Here is a 19,121-nt window from a genome sequence, read left to right as displayed (position 1 = left end):
TCTTGGAACTGCCGTCGCCCGCAACAGCAATGGATGAGAAAAAGACGACGGCGGACGGAGCCTGGCTTGCCGTCCTCGCCGCGGGCATCGCGGCAGCCATGCATATCTGGAAGCTGCCTGCCGCTTTGGCAGGGATCCAGACGGATCTGGGCACCACCTTGGTTCAGGCCGGGCTGCTGCTCGGCATCATCCAGCTAGCCAGCGTGGTGGGTGGCTTGGCCACGGCCCTTGGCGGCGAACTGGCAGGCCTCCGCCGGCTCCTGATCACCGGCCTGGTCCTGCTGATTGCAGCATCCCTGCTCGGGGCGGCCGCGCCCACCACTGAGTTGCTGATGGCCTCACGGACGCTGGAGGGCGTCGGATTCCTGCTGGCCGTCGTCGTCGCCCCCGCACTTATTCGCAAGGTGACCCCGGCTCAGCGGTTGAACGTGGCTTTGGCAAGCTGGGGCGCGTTTCAGGGCCTGGCCACGATGATCGGCCTTGCCGCGGGCGCCCTATTCCTGCAGGCCGCCGGCTGGCGCGAGTGGTGGCTACTGATGGCTGTCCTCACGCTGTTGCCGGTGCCGCTGCTGCTGCGCCGGGTACCCAAGGACGTGCTTCCGGCCGACGCCGGGCTCCGTTCCGCGCTCCGGCGTGTCGGCCGCACCTTGGCCATCCGCCAACCGTGGATCACCGGGATGGTCTTCGCCTGTTACACCGCTCAGTGGATGGCGGTGCTCGGATTCCTTCCGTCCATTTACCGCTCGGCTGGCTTGGAGGGGCCGCTTCCCGGCATCCTCAGTGCCGCGGTGGGCGGGGTTAACGCGATCGGGGCATTGAGCGCCGGGCCGCTCATCCAGCGCGGCCTCTCCGAACGAAGAATCATCTTTTGGACCTTCCTGGCGATGTCCGCGGCGTCCATGGCGACTTTCGCCGTCGACTGGGAAAGCATAGGTAACGGCATCCTCTTACAGTTCATCCTCATCGCCGTGTTCTCCGCCGTCGGAGGCCTCATTCCTGCCGCGGTGACGAGGTACTCCGTTCGTATTGCCCCCGAGGACGGCTCTGTCACCGCCGTGCTGGGGCTGACGCAGCAGATCTTCAACGTCGGGAACTTCCTGGGGCCCATGCTGTTTGCCCTGCTCGCTACCACCACCGGCGGCTGGGATACGACCTGGTGGCTGACATCCGGATTGAGCGTTCTGGGGATGGCCCTGCTGGCGCTCCTGGGTGGCCCCGGCGGCGGGACCGTCAAGAGTGTACGGGACCCCAGAAAGTCGCTTTCCGCCCAACGGAAAGCTCAAATGTAAGGCCCGTCACACCAGCCTAGAGTCAAGAAAAAGCCGCTCCAAACCGGCAAAGACTTCCCCTTCAACGATTGGGCATACTGTGTCTGAAACTCCCCTTACCGGCGTGAAGCCGGGCGCCGCGGCCTCCCGCGATCCCGGGACCTGGTCCCGGGCCAAGCGCAACCGTTATGGCTGGTTCATGACGTTTAGCCTCCTCTTCCTGATGATGCTCAGCTGGGCCGACAAAGCAGTCCTCGGCATCGCCGCGGTGCCCATCATGAAAGAACTGGGCATCACCCCAGAGCAGTTCGGCCTCGTGGGCAGCGCCATGTTCCTCACCTTCGGGATCGCCCAGATCGTCGCCGCGCCCATCGCCAACAAGGTATCGAGCAAGTGGATCCTGCTGGTCCTGTGCCTGCTGTGGTCCGTGGCCCAGGTACCCATCCTGCTGTTCGCCTCCCTGCCTGCCCTCTGGGCCAGCCGCCTGCTCCTGGGTGCTGGCGAGGGCCCACTGGCGCCGGTGCTGATGCACGGCATTTACAAGTGGTTCCCCGAGAAGAAGGGCGCTACTCCGGCAGCTCTGGCCTCATCCGGTGTGACCTTAGGCATCGTGGCCTTCGCACCGGTCCTTGCTTGGGTCATCGGGCAGTTCGGCTGGCAGACAGCCTTTGCAGTGCTGGCCATCGTGGGACTGTTGTGGTCTGTTTTCTGGGTCATCGTAGGCAAGGAAGGCCCATACACCAGCCGGCAGGCCGAACAGGAAATTGACGGGATCGCGGCCCAGGAAGCTCCTGTCCTAACGGAGACCAAGGTCCCTTACTGGCGCACCATCCTCTCTCCCAGCTGGATTTTCGCGGTCCTGGCGTCCTTCTTCGGCTACTGGACCTTCACCCTGGCCATGTCCTGGGGGCCGGCATACTTTCAGAACGTCCTGGGCTTCAGCGGACAGCAATCCGGTGCCATGATCGCATTGCCCGCGGCTTGGGGAGCTATCGCCACAGTGGGCCTCAGCGCCCTGACCCAGCGCCTGCACATAAAAGGCGTTCCCACCCGGAAGGCCCGCGGCTGGGTACTCAGCATCTCCGCGGCCTTCGCGGGAGCCTGTCTTGTGACCGCAACCCTGACCACCTCACCCGCCCTCTCCGTCATCCTCATGGTCTTCGGCTTCGGAACGGCACCGGCACTCTTCGCCATCACCTACCTCGTCGTCGCTGAACTGACCACCATCGCCCAGCGCGGCGCAAACCTCTCCATCGCAAACGCGGTCCTAACCACCGGCGGCGTATTCGCACCCGCGGTGTCGGGATTCCTGATCGGCGGTGCGGCCACCCCGGCTGAAGGCTACCGCGCAGCATTTGCCCTGGCCGGCGGCCTCCTGCTGGTCTTCGGAATCCTGGCCCTGCTTTTCATCAACCAGCAGCGTGACCGACGCAGCCTTGGCCTGGAGATAGCGGATGATGCCGCTCCGGCAACGTCCACTCTTGTTGCTTCCAGCACGGCCACTGGCCTGGAAGTCACCCCTGCAGGCACCAAGGCTTAGGACCGAACCGCCCCGGAGCGAAGGGCCGGGACCGGAACAGCGATCGCTCCGGCCCCGGCCTCAACCTGAAACTCGCGTTCCAACGAGAGGATGCACCGCGTGAAGCCCACCGTCACCCACCCGACTATCAGGCCCAGCCTCGAGGTAGCAGCGGTAAAAAATTCGTTGCAATTGCCTGCCGACATCGACGACATTATTGCCTCGCCTTGGATTGGACTTCACTACAAGCACGAGTTTCTGCTGCACTACAGGCACGAATCGCTGGAACTGGCAAACAGCATGGCAGACAGACCGAACATGCACGACAAAGGATCTTGCGCAGGGGCAACTGCCGCTTCCACACCGTGGCGCTCTAATGGGGTTTGAAAGCGACCCCCGCCAGCCTCCGCAGCGGGAAAGGCTCGCCCAACGAATCTTTCCAGGCGGAACCGAACCCGATCCCCGCTTCACGCTGGCCAACGAGCGGACCTTCCTGGCGTGGATCCGCACGTCACTCGCCCTCCTTGCCGGTGGCATAGCGATCGAGGCGTTCACGGCGGACCTGTTTCTTGAATCAGTCCGAAAAGGCATCGGTATCCTGCTGCTTCTGCTCGGCATGCTCCTCAGCGGAGGGGCCGCTATGCGTTGGCTAAAGATTGAGCACAGTATGCGTCATAAGGCATCCCTGCCCCTGCCCCTGATTGTGCCCCTTCTGGCCGCGGCGGGGGCACTGGCTGCCGCCGTCGTTCTGGTCTTCATCGTTTTGCCCTGATTTCCATGGAGTCGAAGTTCAGCGGATCACAAGGTGGAAAGCACGGGGACCCCGGGCTGCAGCCGGAGCGGACAACCCTTGCCTGGGGCAGGACGCTGCTGGCGCTGGTGACAGTTAGTGCCATCTACCTGCGCTGGCTGCCCCACCATGGCTTCGCCGTCGTGGTGCTCATCGCGGTGGCCGCCGGCGCGGCCTCCGCCATCTACCTCACGCAACGCCGTCGTTACAAAACCAGCTCCCAGGCGATTTCATGTGAAGCGGCCGCCCCCGACATTTCCGGAGTGCTATGGACCGCTTTCGCAGCTATGGTACTGGGCGCACTCGGTATGAGCGTCGTCCTGCTACCTTGAACATGCTGTTGGGACGATTCTCCGCATGTTCTTCTTTCAGTCGCGATGAGGTCGCGTTCCATCGGAGGGCTTGCAGGTGGCGAACTCGAGTTCAGGGTATTCGGTGGTGGACCGCATTGTCCGGCTGCTCGGAGCTTGACGGACTTCGATCAAATTTCCCATTGACGAATGTTGTAACTACGTCACGGGCCGTGGCTCACACTGGTTCAGGCGGAATCACCGGCACCGTCTGCCGGGCCCGCAATGAAGCGAGAGAGATCATGGGAGCACCCAAGATCATCACCACCCAAGTGGCCAACATGCGAGCCGGTCCGGCCGGGCTGATGTTGTCCCACCTGCTCGCCAAGGCCGGCCGCGAATCTACGGTCACTAAGGTGCGGAGCCACAAGGAAATCTCCGAAACCGTCCGCACCGGATTCTGGAACACGGCACCGTGAACATGCTCGTGGACAGCGGTGTCTCGGACTAGGTGCTGCGTGACGGGGGACCGGCACGACGGTATCGAGTTGCGGGTTCAACGGCGGGAACCACCGCGTGGACTTCAAGGAATTGGTGGGGGAATCCCTGTGGCTGTACCCGCAGACAGACGTGTTCCTTGACCTCGCCGCGCGCCGGAAGGACGACGGCGGCGACGTCCGCTACAGCGTCACTGATACGACCGTGCACGACCTGAAGGCAACGCGAAGGTCCGTTCACTGACTCCGACGGCGTGGAATACGAGATCCAGGCAGACTTCCTGGTGGCCGCCGACGGCTCCCGCAGCCACTGCCGGTTCCAGATCCCCGAGGCGCACCGCAAATGCTACTTCCACGAATACCGTTCGCCTGATTAGGAATCCTGGCCGAGGCCCCGCCCCAGTTCCGATGAACCGATCTACGCCAACTCCGCCAACGGGACCGAGTGGGATGACGACAGTATCTGGTTCAAGTTCCGCAGCCGGGGTCAACGGCAACGGCTTCGAGCTGAAGGAAGGCCCGATCATCGAGAAAGATGGTGCTGCCGTTCCGCAGGTTCGTCCACACGACCACGCGCTACGGGCCTGTTCCTGGCCGGGAGCAACGCCGGTAACCGCCCCCACCAACCACCAATCCAGATAGGAGTCCGCCGTGCTGCACGAAGCCAATGCCCAGACGGACGGGCTTGTCCCGGCTGCCGAACCCAAGGCAGGACAGGCGCTCAGGGTCAGGTCGGCACAGGAATGGGCCTAAGGGGTGGCAGAGTTTTCGAGGCTGCAGTGGCCAGTTGCGTCGAGCACGCTGTCCAGCCAAGTGACGCGGTTAGTAAAGCGCCTCGCCTTGCGCGGATCCGTCCACCGGTAGGAGTCGTGCTCCCAATTAATTTCCAGCCGCCGCCGGGTTGTTAGGGCGGTAAACGTGTGAACCAGCCAGGGAGCTCCCGAATCGTCGGCGACCACGAGGTCCGGTCCTTGATGGAGGGCCTGGAGGTCTGTGGCCTTCAGCCCCGTTTCTTCGAGCAGTTCCTCAAGAGTTTGCTGTTCCGGTGTTGCCCCGGCTTCGAGAAATCCGGTGATGCAGTGCCAGAGGCCGCTGTCGTGGCCAGGGCGGCGGGTTCTTCTGAATAGGGCAATCCTGCCGCGGCATTGGATGACGGCGGCGACGACAACGTGGTTCAGGGGGATGTCGCCGGCGGCGCCAGAGGGAGCGCCGACGCAGGCGGATGTGGTGATGGCGCCCATGTTCTCTCCTTTGCTACTGCTCTCGAGCGCAGTCGGGCCCTTTGCGCAGGGCCGGGTTCAGATATCGAAGACCTGCCGGAACGGCCCCTGAAGTTCAACTCATCTGTGAGCACTTGCGTCCAGGGGCCGTCGGCTCGCTGACTAACCCCTAGCAATAATGCCTAAAAACAGGATAATATATTTCTTGATCGATGATGCACACTCCGCGGCGGTACCGCTGCTAAGAGGAACAGCATCACCTCCCCAGGCGCAACGGCGCCGCGAAAGGAACTTCATATGAATTACGCAAGTTTTGTAGCTATGGACGGCACCCCCACCTGGGGCATCATCGCGGACGGACGCGCGTACGACCTGGGTCCCAGCGGAGCAAACGTCGCCCGAACACTCCTCGCCGCGATTGAGCAGGGCATTTTCGGAACCGTCGGTGAGGAATTCCGCAGCGCCCCGTCTCGTGCAGAAGCAGACATCGAATTCCTGCCCGCCGTCACAGACCCGGGAAAGGTTATCTGCATTGGCGTGAACTACCGCAGCCACCAAGAAGAATCCGGAAAGACGGAGCAGAAGGCACCCACCATCTTCATCCGCTTCGCCGACTCTCAGATGGGCCACCTGCAGCCCGCCCAGATGCCCGCCACCACCACAAAGTTTGACTATGAAGGCGAAATGGCCCTCGTCATCGGCAAGGAAGCGTTCCACGTCGCCGAAGAAGACGCCTTCGACTACGTTGCCGGCTACGCCGCCTACAACGACCTCAGCGTCCGTGACTGGCAACTCGCCGCCTCCCAGTGGATCCCCGGCAAAAACTTCCCCGGCACCGGCGGCTTCGGCCCGTATCTGGTCCCGGCGGCCGACTTAGGCAACGTCAACGAGCTCACCCTGGAAACCCGTGTCAACGGCGATATCCGCCAGAAAGCCTCCGTGGCAGACCTGTACTTCACCATTCCACAGCTGATCGCCTACGTCACCGGCTTCACAAGGCTCTCGCCCGGTGACGTGATCGTGACCGGTACCCCTGGGGGCGTGGGCCTGTTCATGGAACCGTCCGGGCTGCTCTACGAAGGCGACGTTGTCGAGGTCGAAATCACCGGCCTTGGGACCCTCAAAAACACGGTGGAGCTCGTCCCCTGACCTGCCCTGCTCCCCCTCGACAGCATTCCTACAGGAACGGAACCCCAAACCGGCATGGACACAATCATCGAAACCGACGTTCTTGTCATCGGTGCAGGCCCCATCGGTCTGGCCACGACGAACCTGCTGGCCGACCAGGGCGTAAGCGTAACGCTCGTCGAACGCCATGCTGGTACCAGTGACGAACCGCGGGCCATCAGCGTCACCGATGAGACTCTGCGCGTCATGCAACAGATTGGCATTCTGGACCGGCTGGCACCTGAAATGCTGATGGACACCGGCGCCCGTTACTTCGGCCGTAGGGAACAGCTTCTTGCGGAGGTATACCCGGCCGCCCCGCGGCTGGGCCAGCCAGGCAAGTCCCAGTTCGACCAGCCGGTGATGGAATCCCTGCTTCTCGAAGCCGCCCGGGGCCGCGCGTTGATCGACGTCCGTTTCAACACCGAAGCGCTGCGCATTACGAACGGCCCGGGGCATGCGGACACGGTGCTGATCGACGCCGAGGGCAAGCACACCGTCCGTTCGAAATGGGTGGTGGCGTGCGACGGCGGGCGCAGCCCGGTACGTTCCCAGCTGGGGATCGCTATGGAGGGTTCCACTCAGGTCCAGAAGTGGATCGTGGTGGACATCATCAACACCCCGGGTGATCCGGAACGGTTCTCGGAGTTCCACTGCAACGGGACGCGTCCCGTTGTGGTGGTCCCCGGAGTCCACGGCCGCCGCCGTTACGAGTTCATGCTCCTGCCCGGCGAGGAGGCGGCGGAGATGACGTCTCCGGAAACCATCATCAGGCTTATCGCACCGTTCCAAAAGATTGCCGCCACGGACATCCGCCGCGCTGCCGTGTATGTAGCCCACCAGCGCGTTGCCCTGAACTACCGGGTGGGGCATGTGCTCCTCGCGGGCGATTCGGCCCACATGATGCCCCCGTTCGCCGGTCAGGCCCTCAACGCAGGTATCCGCGACGCCGCAAACCTCGCTTGGAAGGTCGCCGCGCACGTCCACGGGACCGGCACGGATGCCCTGGTGGACACCTACCAGGCGGAGCGGCGCCCGCACGCGGTGGACATGGTGCGCCTGTCACACAGGATCGGCAAAGTGGTGATGAACGTCAACCCGGTGCTCACCGCCGTCCGTGACGCCGCGATTACCGCGTCCGGCATCTTTCCGTCTGCAAAAGCCTGGCTTGCAGGGATGAAGTTCCTCAAGCAGCCGTACTTCGATGATGGTTGTGTGGTGCTGCCAGGCTCTGAAGTTCCGAGGTGGGCAGCCTTGCTGGTGGGCCGCTCCCTGTCCCAGCCGCAGGTCACGCTGTCCACCGGTGACGTCGTCCCACTGGACACCGTCCTCGGTACAGGCTGGTCACTGCTGCACTTCCCGCATGATCGAAGCGCGCCTTTCGAGGTCAAGCGGCTGGTCACTAGCGGGAACGGACCCGTAGGGAGCGATAACGGCAGCCGGCACTTGGCGCGAGCCGGCGTTATCACCGTTACTGACCCTGACGGGGCTTTCGTGGATGGTGCGGGCAGTGGTATGACCCTCGTGGTGCGGCCCGACCGGTATGTCGCAGCAGTCACCACCCGGCATACCGAGCAGGCGGCGTTTGAAGCATTGTCCGCGTACGTGCCGGAACTGCCACGCCTGGTGAACGCCGAATCAGCAGCGCGGGCCAGCCGCTGACAGCAACAAGAGCAGAAATAAGGAGCGGGAGACCCAGATGGGTCTCCCGCTCCTTTGCTGTCCGCATGCCCAACCAGGTGGAAACCGATGCGGCTCTGAGGCTTCGAAACGACTGGGAGGATAGAAAGGTTGGTCCGGGACTGACTGCCGGGATGTCCTACTACGTATCAGTCTGACTCCCCGGAATCATTGCTGGAGTCCTGCCCCAGGATGACGGGCAGTTGCGGCCAGCCACCACCATACGAAGGCGTCTGAAGCCCTTGCTGATCCTGATCTGCACCCGGGAATGGACCCAAAGGGCAATTTGCCGATGCTTGGGGCGCTGTCCTGCGCGGCGGGTCCAGAGACGATCAGCGTCACAAAACCCAACCCCTGCCGCGCTTGAAACTAGAGAAAGGTCAAGCCGCTGCCACTTATATTCGGGGAGATCCTAAGGGCCGGATCAACCAGGGCGTAACGCGCACGACGGCGAGGCCGCACCACGGGCGTAAGTTCCCCGGTGCGGCCTCGCCGTCGGTGTTCATTTTGCTGTTTAGACTGCGCCGCCATGGCGCTCGATGACGTCGCTTGCCAGCTGCTTGCCGAAAGAGGTGTGGAGGCGGAGGGCGTCCGTGGCCCGCGCGTGGTCATGGTCCTTCAGTGCCGCGGTGAGCTCCACGATATGGCTGTGGTCCATTTTCCGCGCCCATTCCTCGCTGTTGAGGGCCTCGCGCCACACCGTGCCGATGCCGAGGCGGCGGAAGGCATCGGTGAGCTGGGCGGAGCCCGCCACGCTGACCAGGCGGTCGTGGTACTTGGCGTTGGTCTTGAGGAAGCTGTCCAGCGCTTCCTGGCCGCCTTGGCGCAGCAATGCCAGCTCGTCCGTGAGCCGGTTTAGTTCCGCGATGTCCTCATCCGTGAACTTATCGAAATGACTGGCCAGTACGCCAAGCTCAATAGTGAGGCGGCCATCGTAGACGCTGTCCGTCAGCTCGCGCGTGATGGGCGCCGGCAGGAATTCGCCCTTGTCACCCCGGATAACCAGCGACTCAGCAGTCAATTTCACCAAGGCATTGTGGACGTTGTGCGGATCGGACTTGGACTGGGCAGCGATCTCCACCGGGTCCAAGGTGTGGTGCAACGGGGTGCGGCGGCCCAGTACCCAGTCGCGTACGGCGTCGTAGGCCGCGAGTTCCTTGACCCTTTCCAGCCGTCCGAAGGCGCCACGGAAGTACGCCAGGGGTTCGCCTGCGGTGGCCTTGGCGTCCGTGACCTGGCCAAGGAACACGGTGTGCGTGCCCCCGGTGGGGGTTTCGGCAACCCGGCAGACGATGGTGGCAAGGGCGCCGTCGAGCATGGGGACGCCCTCCGCTGACAGGGTGACCGCAACACCGTCGAACTTGTCGCCGCCCTTGCGTCCGAACTTCATCGCGAGATCGCTCTGGTTCTCGGCAAGGATATTGATGCCAAACACTCCCGCCTTCAGCACGGCGTCGTGCGTGGAGCTGGAGCGGTTCAGGCAGGCGAGCATCATGGGAGGCTCCATGGACAGCGAGGAGACGGCAGAGGCCGTAGTGCCGTACAGCTCGCCGTCCACAACCGTGGTGATGACCGTGACGCCGCTGGCGAAGTGGCCCACGACGTGACGGAAAGCAGCGGGATCGACGGTGATCGCCGCGTTGGGTACAACCTGTTCTGTATTCATTTCATCCTCCTGGGATTTAGTGCTGAAGGTCGGGTGTGAAGAGTTTGATGAGGGGTGCCAGGCTGTCCAGCTCCTCCAGGCGCTGGATGAGCCGTACCGCTTCCTCGGCATTCCCTCGTGAGGTCCTGCCGCCAAATGCGGTGTTGGCGTAATACTTGTCCAGGATCTCGGCCTCGCTCATGGGGCTGGCGTAGATGTCCCCCTTGGGCACATCCGTCCGGGTCTTGAGAAGGGAACCGTCCCGTAGGCGAAGCTCCACTTCGGCGGTGAGCGATTCCGCGGGCGGCAGGGAATCAACCAGCCGGATCTTCTCCAGCAGCCGCTGCAGGCGCGGAGCCTGCATGTGCTCCAGCGTTAGGTGTTCCGGCCGCACGGTCCTGTACATCAGGGCGGTTGCCGCCGTGAACCGGATGCTGAAGGCGCCCGAAACCTCCGGGCACTCCCCGATCACGAACGGCTGGCCCACGAAACCCTTCAGGGTCCGCGGGGTCACGTGGATGAGAATCTCCTCAATCTCGTCCTCGTTCAGCCGGTTTTCCGTTGCCAGCCGCACACACGCGTCCAGCGAGGGGTGGCTGGCCCGGCAGGAGGCCCAGGGCTTGATCACGCAGTCTGCATAGAAGGCGTGGCCGAGCCGGCGGGTCACCTTCTCCGGTGCCGGGGAGGAGCAGTACATGTCCAAAAACCCGTGCCGGCCTGCGATGGCATCCACCGGCCCGGTGAACCCCGCCTGAGCCAGCTCCGCGGACACGACGGAGTTGCGCGCGGCGAAGGCGATGGGCAGCTTGAACGCCAGGGTTTGATCGAAGATGTTGGCCACGGTTCCGGACAGCTGGTTCACCGCGATTCCCAACGCATTCCGGACTTGAACCGCGTCCAGCCCCATGAGCTTGGCGGCGATGGCGGTGCCGCCGAGGCCGTTGACGGTGCCGGTGTTGTCCTGCCCGCCGTAGACGTCAAAGCCCGATGCCGCGGCGAGCCGCGAGGTGAGGTCGTCCCCCACAATCAGTGCCGTGAGAAAGTCCCGGCCCGAGGACCGCTGCTGCTCCGCGACGGCCAGGGCCACCGGAACGGTGGTCCCGCTGATGTGGGCGGCGGATTGCGTGTGGTCCTCATATTCCGCGCCGATCGGCTCGAAGTCGTAGGACCGCATCATGACCGCGTTGACCATGGCCGCGTTGTGCGCCGGCAGGCGGGCGCCGTGGACCAGCACGCTTGATTCCGGCGTGCCGCCCCAGCGGCGGGCAAGGTCCAGGACGGCGCCGTTGCCCTGGGCGCGGTGGCCTGCGGCGATGTTGCCCAGCGAGTCGATGAGCCGGATCTTTGCCCGGTCCACAGTGCCGGCGTCGAATGCCTCGAAGCCGGTGTCCACCACATGCCTGGCCACTGTGCACGTCGTGTTCTCCGCACTGCTCTCGAGGCCGGCGGCCTCCGCTGTCTGCGCCGTCATGGCGGATCCTAGCCCCGCGCTCCGACGGCGACCCGGTCAGCCACAGGCGCGGCAATTTCGCCCTCTGGCAAAGCGCTTGGTGTCGCGGGCAGGCCGTCAATTTCCTCGAACATCGCCTGGTAGGCGCCGGTCTCCCCGGCTGCCTGGGCCTTGCGGTGGTCCAGGGCCCGGGCGCGGCCGATGCTGCCGAGGTAGAAGCGCTCGTAAAGCTCGATCCGGCTGCCCAGTGCCGAGCCGGCGAAGTCCCAGGCGGTGCGCATGATGCGGGCGCGTTCCTGGGCACTGATGCCGTTTGCGCCGGGGAGGTATTTCTTGAGCAGCGGACCCAGGCGCGGATCGTCGAAGGCACCGCCGGTGGGGGTGGCCAGCAGGTTGTGTGAGCCCATGGACTTAATGATTTCGTTGATGCGGATCATCCAGCCGGGCATGATGGCGCGCAGTGCGCTGATGTCGTCGTGGCAGAAGAACGCGCCGTCGCCCCAGTCCGAGGCCCGCATCTCGGCGGAGTGGATGGCCGCGCGGGTGAGGCGGAGGTAGGTGTAGATCTCGCCGAGCATGGCGCCGACGTCGGGCTTGTTCTCGGTGCCGGTCACCTTGGCGATCTGCGTGCAGAGATCGTAGGCGAACTCCAGCTTTACGGCGGCACGGATGGCCGTCTGCTGCTGGGTGTTGCCGGACGCGGTGCCGGCATTGATGCCGTTGTAGACGTCCAGGTTGCCGTCGATGAACACGCGGTCCCACGGAACCAGCACGTCATCGAAAATGATGACGGCGTCCTGCTCGTCAAAGCGCGACGAGAATGGCTTGTCCGCAACATCGGCGTCCACGCCGTAGTGGTCGCGGCACACGGCCACGACGCCGGGAGTGGCCACCGGGATCGCGAAGGAAATGGCGTATTCCTCGAAGCCCTTCTGGATGGGAACTGCCGGGTAGACGTACAGTTCGTCCGCGATGGGGCCCAGGGTGGCCAGCATCTTGGCGCCCTTGACGATAAGTCCCTTTTCGGTCCGTTCCACCACACGAAGCGTGAGTTCCTCGTTCATGCCCTGCAGCTCGCCGACACTCTTGTCGATGGCCGCGTGCACAATGGTGTGGGTCAGGGCAAGGTCCTTTTCGATCACTTCGCGGTGATAGGCCGCCAGCCGCTGGTGGTATACCGGGTCTCCGGAGCGGTCGAAGATGTCACGGCGGGAGACGTGGCCGGCCAGGACCACGTTGACGTAGTCCGGGGTGCGGCCCAGCATGCCGTTGGAGTAGCGGGCCAACCGGTCGAAGGCCCGGTGCCTGAGGGCAATGTCATCTGCGTTCTTCGGCAGCGAGAGGCTTACGTTCATGGACTCCCCCGTTTCCGGGTGGGTGGTCAGGCAGTCCGCCGCGTACTTGTGCTGGTAATCGAAGTAGCCCGCCATGCCTTCAACGGACCCTTTGAAGGCCGGGTGTTCGAGAACGGAGACGCGCTCCGACCCCAGCCAGACTTCGCGGCCGTCATCCAGGCCCCGCTTGTACTCTGCTCCGGTGCGTGCAGTCACTTTGAACTCCTTCTTGGCTGGTACCAGGGGTGGCACCGGTGGAACCTTCACAACATTGTGAGAGGAAAATGCATTCTTTAGATGATTTTATATAAACATCATGCACTTGGCAATGGCCATCCTGCTTGGCACTGCCCCTGTGGTCAGAATGAGGTAATTACGCTGCGCGCGATCGCCCCGGACTCCTGGAGCCGGTAGGCATCGTTGATCCCCTCGAGCGGGATTTCCTGCGCCACCAGGTCATCGAGGTTCAGGCGGCCCTGCAGGTAAAGCTCGGCGTACCTCGGAATATCCCGGCGTATGTTGCTCGAACCCATGTACACGCCCTGGATGCGCCGCTGGGAGGCGATGAGAGAGCGCAGTACGTCCACCTCCAGGGGCGCGCCCTGGGGTATGCCGATGAAGTACGCGCCGCCACCCACGCGGGTCATCTCGATGGCCTGAGCCTGCGTCAGCCCGAGGCCGATAGCCTCGAAAGAGTGTTGCACTCCCCGCCCGCTGATCTGGCGCACCTTTGCCACGGCGTCCTCCTCGCTGGAGTTCACTACGTGGGTGGCACCGAAGCGCGCTGCCAGCGTGAGCTTGGCCGGATGCACGTCCACACCAATGATGGTGGTGGCCCCGGCGATCCGGGCCCCGGACAGGACGTTAAGGCCAATGCCGCCCAGGCCGATCACGGCCACCGTGTCGCCGGGCTGGACCTTTGCCGTATTGACCGCGGCACCCACGCCGGTGATGGCCGCGCAGCTGAGCACGGCCGCCTGGGGGAAGGGCAGCTCCCTGGGGATCTTCACGAGCGAGTTGGCATGGCAAATGGTGTACTCGGCGAAGGCGGCGACGCCAAAAGCGTGCACATCCCCACTGTTTCGGCGCAGCTTGGACCCTGCAGTGCGCGGCCGGGACACTTCACCGGGATTGACGCAACGGTAGCTGTGGCCGGCAAGGCATTCATCACAGTGCGCGCAGAACTTCACTTCGGAGCCAACCACCTGGTCCCCTACGGCAAGGTCCCGGACCTCAGGTCCGACGGCGGCCACAACGCCGGCCATCTCATGTCCAACAACCAGGGGAAGCGGGCGTCCGCGGTCAATTGAAGCGACCAACAGATCCGAGTGGCACAGCCCTGCAGCCTTGACTTCCACCAGGACTTCGCAGCCTACGGGATCACCGATGCTGATCTCTTCCACATCGAAACGGCCGTTGATTTCGTTGATGACTGCAGCTCTCATGCTGGACTCCCTGCCTACTGGTAAGCGCGATGCTCGCCCGAAAATAATCGATAATTCATGGATTTTGCACTTCACCTCCCACTATATTTGTATTTGTGGGCCGCGTCACGTCCATGCCGGCAGGTCCGGCTCACTTTTCGAGGGGAAACCAGCAGGAATGAAAGCAGCAGTAATTGACGGTGTGGATCAGCAGTTCCAGGTCCAGGACATCGACATTGCACGTCCGGTCGGCCGTGAGGTGCTTATCGATGTCCGCGCCAGCGGCTTGTGCCACAGCGATATGCATGTGGCCGGAACAAACCTGGGTTTCCCCATGCCCGCCGTGCTCGGCCACGAGATCGCCGGTGTGGTGGCCGAAGTAGGCCCGGACGTCACGGAGTTCCGCGTGGGTGATCACGTGGTGTCATCGCCTATCCACAGTTGCGGCCACTGCCGGGGGTGCCTGACGGGCCGGCCCTATCAGTGCCGACATCCACAGGAAACGCAAAGGACCCCGGGCCAGGGCCCGCGGCTGAGCCGCAGCGGTGAGGCGCTGACGCAGTTCATCGGCGTCGGCGGATTTGCCGAACAGGTGCTCGTCCATGAGAACACCGTTGTTTCTGTCAGCAAGGACATCCCTTTCGACCGTGCTGCGCTCCTGGGTTGTGGTGTGGTGACGGGGGCCGGGGCAGCCATCAACTCGGCCCGAATCCGCCCGGGAGATACTGTTGCCGTCATTGGCTGCGGTGGGGTGGGCCTTAACGTCATCCAGGGCGCCGCCCTGGCCGGGGCGCGCAGGATCATCGCGATCGATTTGCAGCCGGCGAAGCTGGAACTCGCCAAGGTGTTCGGCGCCACGGACGTCGTCAATGCCGGGGAGGCGGACTGCGTGCAGGCGGTCAAGGACCTCACCGGCGGTGGCGTCACGTGTGCGTTTGAAGTGATCGGCTTGAAGCAGACGGCGCTGGATGCCGTCGCCATGCTGGACATCGGCGGAACGGTATTCCTCATCGGCGTCCAGAAACCGGAAACCCGCCTGGAACTGACGCCGTTCGGCGACTTGATGGGCAAGCAGAAGGGCATCCGCGGCGTGGCCATGGGCTCCACCAACCTGAAAATCGACGTCCCGATGTACGCGGAGCTCTACCTGCAGGGCCGGTTCAAGCTGGATGAGCTGGTTTCCAAGCGCATCTCCCTGGACCAGATCAATGACGGCTACGACCTGTTGCGCGGCGGATCGGTGGCCCGCTCGGTGATCACGAGCTTCTGAGATCCGCCAACATCCGCCTTAACGCCGGTGGAGTCGCCCCTTCGGACGGCTCCACCGGCGTTTTCGGTTCAGTAGTCTTTCCTTCTTGCAGGGGCCTAGCGTCGCGGACGCAGTTCAGGCTCGACGACGGCGGTACCGCTTCCGGTTTCACTCACCTTATGCAGTGCGGGGCACTTCGGATCGAAGCGGGGCACGGGCTGGCCTTCGGGCGTCCGGGCTACGCCGTCCGCGACAAAGCCGAGCAGGAGTGGCCGGAGCCGGTCCGACACGTTGTCGAAGACCTCGGCGGGGAACCCGCCGAGCATCGGGGCATCGTGCCAGTCTGCGCCGTTTCCGAACAGGAAAGGCAGTTCAAAGCAGTGCGGGCTGCCGGCGCCGTCCAGCCTGCTGCGCACGGAGAACCGCAGCAGCGTGGCGGGAATCTCGGACTGGTCCGCCCGGCCTGCCAGCTCGGTGGCGGCCAGTCGGAATTGGTGCAGGCTCATGGCCTCCACGAGCTTCCTGTGGTCCGTCCCCGCAGGATGCCGTTCTTCGATGAAGGACGTGGCCTCGGCGGCGGCTTCGAAGTGCGCTTCGACAAAGCCGGCAAGCTGTTGCGCGCCGACGGCCTGGACGGGAAGGGCGTGCAGGAACGCGGCCGCTTCATCGTCGGTGCTGCTCAGCAGCAGCGCGTCCACATGCATTGCGGCCGCCGCGGCCTCGAAGTCCATCGCCCAGGACGGAATGAGTTCCCCGTCCGCTGCCGGCATCAGGCCGAGGCTCCTGCCTGCATAGGCCTTGGACACCGCGGCCTGTGCGGCCAGGATGTCCCCCGTGCTGTGGCCGGCACCGTCGCCATCCCCCAGGGCCGCTGCAAACAGCCTGGACCGCTCGGCGAACTCCGTCTCGTTCAGGGGAGGCTGCCAGGGCAGGCTGAACAGGGCGGTCCGGTTGAACAGGCCGCGCGCCTGCCCCGCAAAGCTCAGAACGTACGCGTACCACGCCCCGGCGGAGTGGCCCGCCAGGGTGGTAGCTTCGGGGTTGCCGCCGAACGCGTGGATGTTCCGGTGAATCCAGGTCAACGCCTGCAGGATGTCGCCGGCCGCAAGGTTCCGCGGGCCAGGGGCTGCGGCGTCGCCTTCGCCGTTGAGCAGACCGAGCGCTCCGAGCCGGTAGTTGACGGTGACCACCACGGCACGGCCCTCCCGGGCGAGCCGGCCGCCGTCGTACCAGCGCACGTTCCCGGCGCCGCTGATGAAGGCTCCCCCGGGCAGGAAGACCAGCACCGGAAGATCCTTTGCGCCTTCGGGCGCCCAGATGTCCAGCAGGAAGGAATCCTCGTCCTGCGGCATCCGGGCCAGTGCGGGGCCGAGCAGCCAGTCCAGCGATCCGGGCGCCTGCGGGAAAACCGTCGCGGGAGCCTGGGGCCGCTCCGGTGAGGGATCACCCAGCGTGGAGAAGCGGTCCTCAGGATCCAGCCGCTGACCGTAACGGACGCCGCGGACGCTAATCACGCCGTCGTGGGTTTCCACTTTGTACAGGGCCTCCCCGGCACGAATGCCCGTAAGCGGCCCGGTTGCGGCAGTCCTCATGCCAGCTGGTTGTAGTCGTCGAGGTTCACGGTGCGCGTGATCTGCCAGAAGTCCAACACGGGGTGGGGCCAGATCTGGGACACCCGGCCGAACTTGTTCTTGTACCAGGTGTGAACGCTGGGATGCCCCCACGCCTTGGTGGCGTTGGCGGCATCCAGGCCGGCGACGAATTCATCGAGTACTTCTTGCTTCAGGTCCAGACCCTTAAGGTCTTTTTCGATGATGAGGCGCAGCGACTCAAGGATGTACTCGACCCCGTATTCGATCATCGAATAGAGGCTGCCGTTGACGACGTGGCCGGTATTGGGGCCGGTGATGATGAACAGGTTGGGGAAGTTCGGCACGGTCAGGCCGGCGAAAGCCTTGGCGTCGCCGCCCCAGTATTCGTGCAGGTCCGTGCCGTGCAGGCCCGTAATCTTCAACGGCTCCAGAAACTCGGAGGCCTGGAAGCCGGTGGCGTAGACGATGATGTCCACCTCGTGGAGCACGCCGTCCTTCGTGATGATACCCGCGGGGGTCATGCGTTCAATCCCCTCTGTGACCAGCGTGGACTGGGGCTTCTTCAGCGACTCGGCCCAGACTCCGTTGTCCCGGAGCATGCGCTTGCCGCCCACGATGTAATCGGGGGTGACCTTGGCGAGCAGGTCCGGGCGGTCCTGGTACTGCTTGGCCAGGATGTCGGTAAGGCCCTGGCGCCACTTCGCGTTGACGGCGGACACACTGCCGGGCTTGTCCCAGCCCGGCTCCGCCACGGTGGTGTGCTGCCGGCCCTCCACCCCGAGCCAGTGCTGCCAAAACCGCAGCCACTGCCCGTAATGCGGGAGCTTGCGGACCAGCCACTGGACAGAGTCCGGCATGTCCGCGTAGTAGCCCTGGGTGGGCAGCATCCAGGGTGAGCTGCGCTGAAAGACAGTCAGTGAGGAGACCTGGTCAACGATTGCCGGGACGATCTGGTAGGCACTGGCGCCGGTGCCGATGACCGCCACCCGCTTGCCCGTGACATCGACGCTGTTGTCCCACTCGGCAGAGTGCATCTGGATGCCGGCGAAGTCCATGCGTCCCTGGACGTCCGGATACTTGGGCCGGTCCAGCTGGCCGACGGCAGAGAGCACGGCATTGAACTGGCGGCTGACCGGCCGGCCGGAAGCATCGATGATGTCCACGTTCCACAGGCCAGTGGCCTCGTCATAGGTGGCGGACGTAACCTCGGTGTTGAATTCGATCTCACCGAGGATACCGCCGCGCTCGGCCACCTGCCGGGTGTACTCGAAAATCTCCGACCCCTGCGAGAACTGCTGGGGCCAGTCGTCACGCTGGGCAAAGGAGAAACTGTAGGCGTAGTTGGGCGTGTCGAGGCGTACTCCGGGATAGGTGTTTTTCCACCAGGTGCCGCCGACTGTGTGGCCCTTTTCGAACACGGTGTAGGGAATGCCGGCCTGCTTCAGCCGGTAGGCGGCCGCCATCCCGGAAACTCCTGACCCGATGACGGCCACGTTGAACTCCCGGCCCAGCGCGATGTCCTTGAAGTCCCACTTTGGCTTGCCGCTCTTGCCCTCAACGAGGGCCATGTCATGCATCAGCATGGGGTGGTACTCGGGGTTGGCTTCGTTGGTGATCCAGGTGATGATGTCATCGGCCTCGGCCTCAGTCAGGAGACTGACGCTGGTCAGCTGCTCGTCCCGCACCCGCTTCAGGGCAGCAAAAGCCAGCTCGCGCGCCTGCGCCTGCTGTTCGGAACTCATTCCGCCATGCGGCACGCCTACGATGTCCGCGGGCGGCTGCGGCGGCCGGAGGTCCTCGCGCAGCAGGGAGAAGTCTTTCGTTACTGCCGCCAGCGCCACCATCAGCGCCGGAAGGTCCGAGGTGTCCACGATCTTCTGCAGGAACTCGTCGTCTTCCGCGATGGGCTCATACCGGTCCCGCCAGTAAAGGTCGTCGACGACGTGCTCCTCGCGGGTCTGGAGGGCTTCGGTGGTGGAGTTGGTCACGGCGGTTC

At 64.2% G+C, this 19,121-nt stretch carries 15 protein-coding genes and 1 pseudogene; 9 read left to right on the top strand and 7 right to left on the bottom strand.

Annotated elements, in window-relative coordinates; translation table 11 throughout:
- Positions 1-2 precede the first annotated feature (2 nt).
- The 6 genes and pseudogenes from B5520_RS19810 to B5520_RS19785 all read left to right on the top strand — a co-directional run.
- Entirely contained in the window at positions 3-1,289 is a 1,287-nt protein-coding gene (locus tag B5520_RS19810; RefSeq protein WP_254865650.1) for an MFS transporter, read from the top strand.
- 79 nt (positions 1,290-1,368) lie between these two features.
- Positions 1,369-2,808: an MFS transporter gene (locus B5520_RS19805; RefSeq protein ID WP_079598786.1), complete on the top strand. Its 1,440-nt coding sequence runs from the start codon at positions 1,369-1,371 to the stop codon at positions 2,806-2,808.
- 99 nt (positions 2,809-2,907) lie between these two features.
- Positions 2,908-3,174: a hypothetical protein gene (locus B5520_RS22565; protein WP_139386281.1), complete on the top strand. Its 267-nt coding sequence runs from the start codon at positions 2,908-2,910 to the stop codon at positions 3,172-3,174.
- On the top strand, positions 3,164-3,559 hold the full coding sequence (locus B5520_RS19795) for a YidH family protein (RefSeq protein ID WP_079598784.1): 396 nt from the start codon (positions 3,164-3,166) through the stop codon (positions 3,557-3,559). The genes B5520_RS22565 and B5520_RS19795 overlap by 11 nt, the downstream gene beginning before the upstream one ends.
- Before the next feature lie 5 nt (positions 3,560-3,564).
- Complete coding sequence (locus B5520_RS19790) at positions 3,565-3,909, top strand: DUF202 domain-containing protein (protein WP_079598783.1); 345 nt, start codon at positions 3,565-3,567, stop codon at positions 3,907-3,909.
- 260 nt (positions 3,910-4,169) lie between these two features.
- Positions 4,170-4,963 (top strand): annotated as a pseudogene (locus B5520_RS19785) (FAD-dependent monooxygenase); the annotation flags it as partial.
- A 150-nt stretch (positions 4,964-5,113) separates the two neighbouring features.
- On the opposite strand, the gene B5520_RS19780 reads toward B5520_RS19785, so the two are convergent.
- Complete coding sequence (locus B5520_RS19780; protein ID WP_079598782.1) at positions 5,114-5,605, bottom strand: NUDIX domain-containing protein; 492 nt, start codon at positions 5,603-5,605, stop codon at positions 5,114-5,116.
- A gap of 276 nt (positions 5,606-5,881) precedes the next feature.
- On the opposite strand from B5520_RS19780, the gene B5520_RS19775 reads away from it, so the two are divergent.
- Positions 5,882-6,733 (top strand): fumarylacetoacetate hydrolase family protein, encoded by an 852-nt coding sequence (locus B5520_RS19775; RefSeq protein ID WP_079598781.1) that lies wholly within the window; start codon positions 5,882-5,884, stop codon positions 6,731-6,733.
- 54 nt (positions 6,734-6,787) lie between these two features.
- Positions 6,788-8,413, top strand: a complete 1,626-nt coding sequence (locus tag B5520_RS19770) for an FAD-dependent monooxygenase (RefSeq protein ID WP_079598780.1) — start codon at positions 6,788-6,790, stop codon at positions 8,411-8,413.
- Between the two features lie 532 nt (positions 8,414-8,945).
- Here the strand turns inward: B5520_RS19770 and B5520_RS22845 are convergent.
- From B5520_RS22845 to B5520_RS19750, 4 genes are all read right to left on the bottom strand, one after another.
- On the bottom strand, positions 8,946-10,097 hold the full coding sequence (locus B5520_RS22845; protein ID WP_176156929.1) for a flavin reductase: 1,152 nt from the start codon (positions 10,095-10,097) through the stop codon (positions 8,946-8,948).
- A 16-nt stretch (positions 10,098-10,113) separates the two neighbouring features.
- Complete coding sequence (locus tag B5520_RS19760; protein ID WP_079598779.1) at positions 10,114-11,547, bottom strand: MmgE/PrpD family protein; 1,434 nt, start codon at positions 11,545-11,547, stop codon at positions 10,114-10,116.
- An 8-nt stretch (positions 11,548-11,555) separates the two neighbouring features.
- Positions 11,556-13,076 (bottom strand): 4-hydroxyphenylacetate 3-hydroxylase N-terminal domain-containing protein, encoded by a 1,521-nt coding sequence (locus B5520_RS19755; protein WP_079598778.1) that lies wholly within the window; start codon positions 13,074-13,076, stop codon positions 11,556-11,558.
- 143 nt (positions 13,077-13,219) lie between these two features.
- The gene (locus B5520_RS19750) at positions 13,220-14,305 is read right to left on the bottom strand and encodes a zinc-binding dehydrogenase (RefSeq protein ID WP_079598777.1); all 1,086 of its coding nucleotides are present in this window, start codon (positions 14,303-14,305) and stop codon (positions 13,220-13,222) included.
- A gap of 157 nt (positions 14,306-14,462) precedes the next feature.
- Here B5520_RS19750 and B5520_RS19745 point away from each other — a divergent pair, with 157 nt between their 5' ends.
- Positions 14,463-15,554, top strand: coding sequence for a Zn-dependent alcohol dehydrogenase (locus B5520_RS19745; protein ID WP_079598776.1), 1,092 nt, complete (start codon positions 14,463-14,465; stop codon positions 15,552-15,554).
- Positions 15,555-15,649: 95 nt separating this feature from the next.
- Here the strand turns inward: B5520_RS19745 and B5520_RS19740 are convergent, their stop codons facing one another.
- Positions 15,650-17,125 (bottom strand): carboxylesterase family protein, encoded by a 1,476-nt coding sequence (locus tag B5520_RS19740; RefSeq protein WP_079598775.1) that lies wholly within the window; start codon positions 17,123-17,125, stop codon positions 15,650-15,652.
- Entirely contained in the window at positions 17,122-19,113 is a 1,992-nt protein-coding gene (locus tag B5520_RS19735; RefSeq protein ID WP_079598774.1) for a flavin-containing monooxygenase, read from the bottom strand. Before B5520_RS19735 ends, B5520_RS19740 begins: the two co-directional genes overlap by 4 nt.
- Positions 19,114-19,121 lie beyond the last annotated feature (8 nt).

Origin of the sequence: Arthrobacter sp. P2b (genome assembly GCF_900168295.1) — a bacterium.
Classification (GTDB): domain Bacteria; phylum Actinomycetota; class Actinomycetes; order Actinomycetales; family Micrococcaceae; genus Arthrobacter.
This window is presented reverse-complemented; position numbering and strand designations above follow the sequence as displayed.

Bases quoted from the DNA above. Each gene is read 5' to 3' on its own strand.
- B5520_RS19795 (WP_079598784.1), top strand. From the start codon at position 3,164: ATGGGGTTTGAAAGCGACCCCCGCCAGCCTCCGCAGCGGGAAAGGCTC.
- B5520_RS19790 (WP_079598783.1), top strand. From the start codon at position 3,565: ATGGAGTCGAAGTTCAGCGGATCACAAGGTGGAAAGCACGGGGACCCC.
- B5520_RS19780 (WP_079598782.1), bottom strand. From the start codon at position 5,605: ATGGGCGCCATCACCACATCCGCCTGCGTCGGCGCTCCCTCTGGCGCC.
- B5520_RS19775 (WP_079598781.1), top strand. From the start codon at position 5,882: ATGAATTACGCAAGTTTTGTAGCTATGGACGGCACCCCCACCTGGGGC.
- B5520_RS19770 (WP_079598780.1), top strand. From the start codon at position 6,788: ATGGACACAATCATCGAAACCGACGTTCTTGTCATCGGTGCAGGCCCC.
- B5520_RS22845 (WP_176156929.1), bottom strand. From the start codon at position 10,097: ATGAATACAGAACAGGTTGTACCCAACGCGGCGATCACCGTCGATCCC.
- B5520_RS19760 (WP_079598779.1), bottom strand. From the start codon at position 11,547: ATGACGGCGCAGACAGCGGAGGCCGCCGGCCTCGAGAGCAGTGCGGAG.
- B5520_RS19750 (WP_079598777.1), bottom strand. From the start codon at position 14,305: ATGAGAGCTGCAGTCATCAACGAAATCAACGGCCGTTTCGATGTGGAA.
- B5520_RS19745 (WP_079598776.1), top strand. From the start codon at position 14,463: ATGAAAGCAGCAGTAATTGACGGTGTGGATCAGCAGTTCCAGGTCCAG.
- B5520_RS19740 (WP_079598775.1), bottom strand. From the start codon at position 17,125: ATGAGGACTGCCGCAACCGGGCCGCTTACGGGCATTCGTGCCGGGGAG.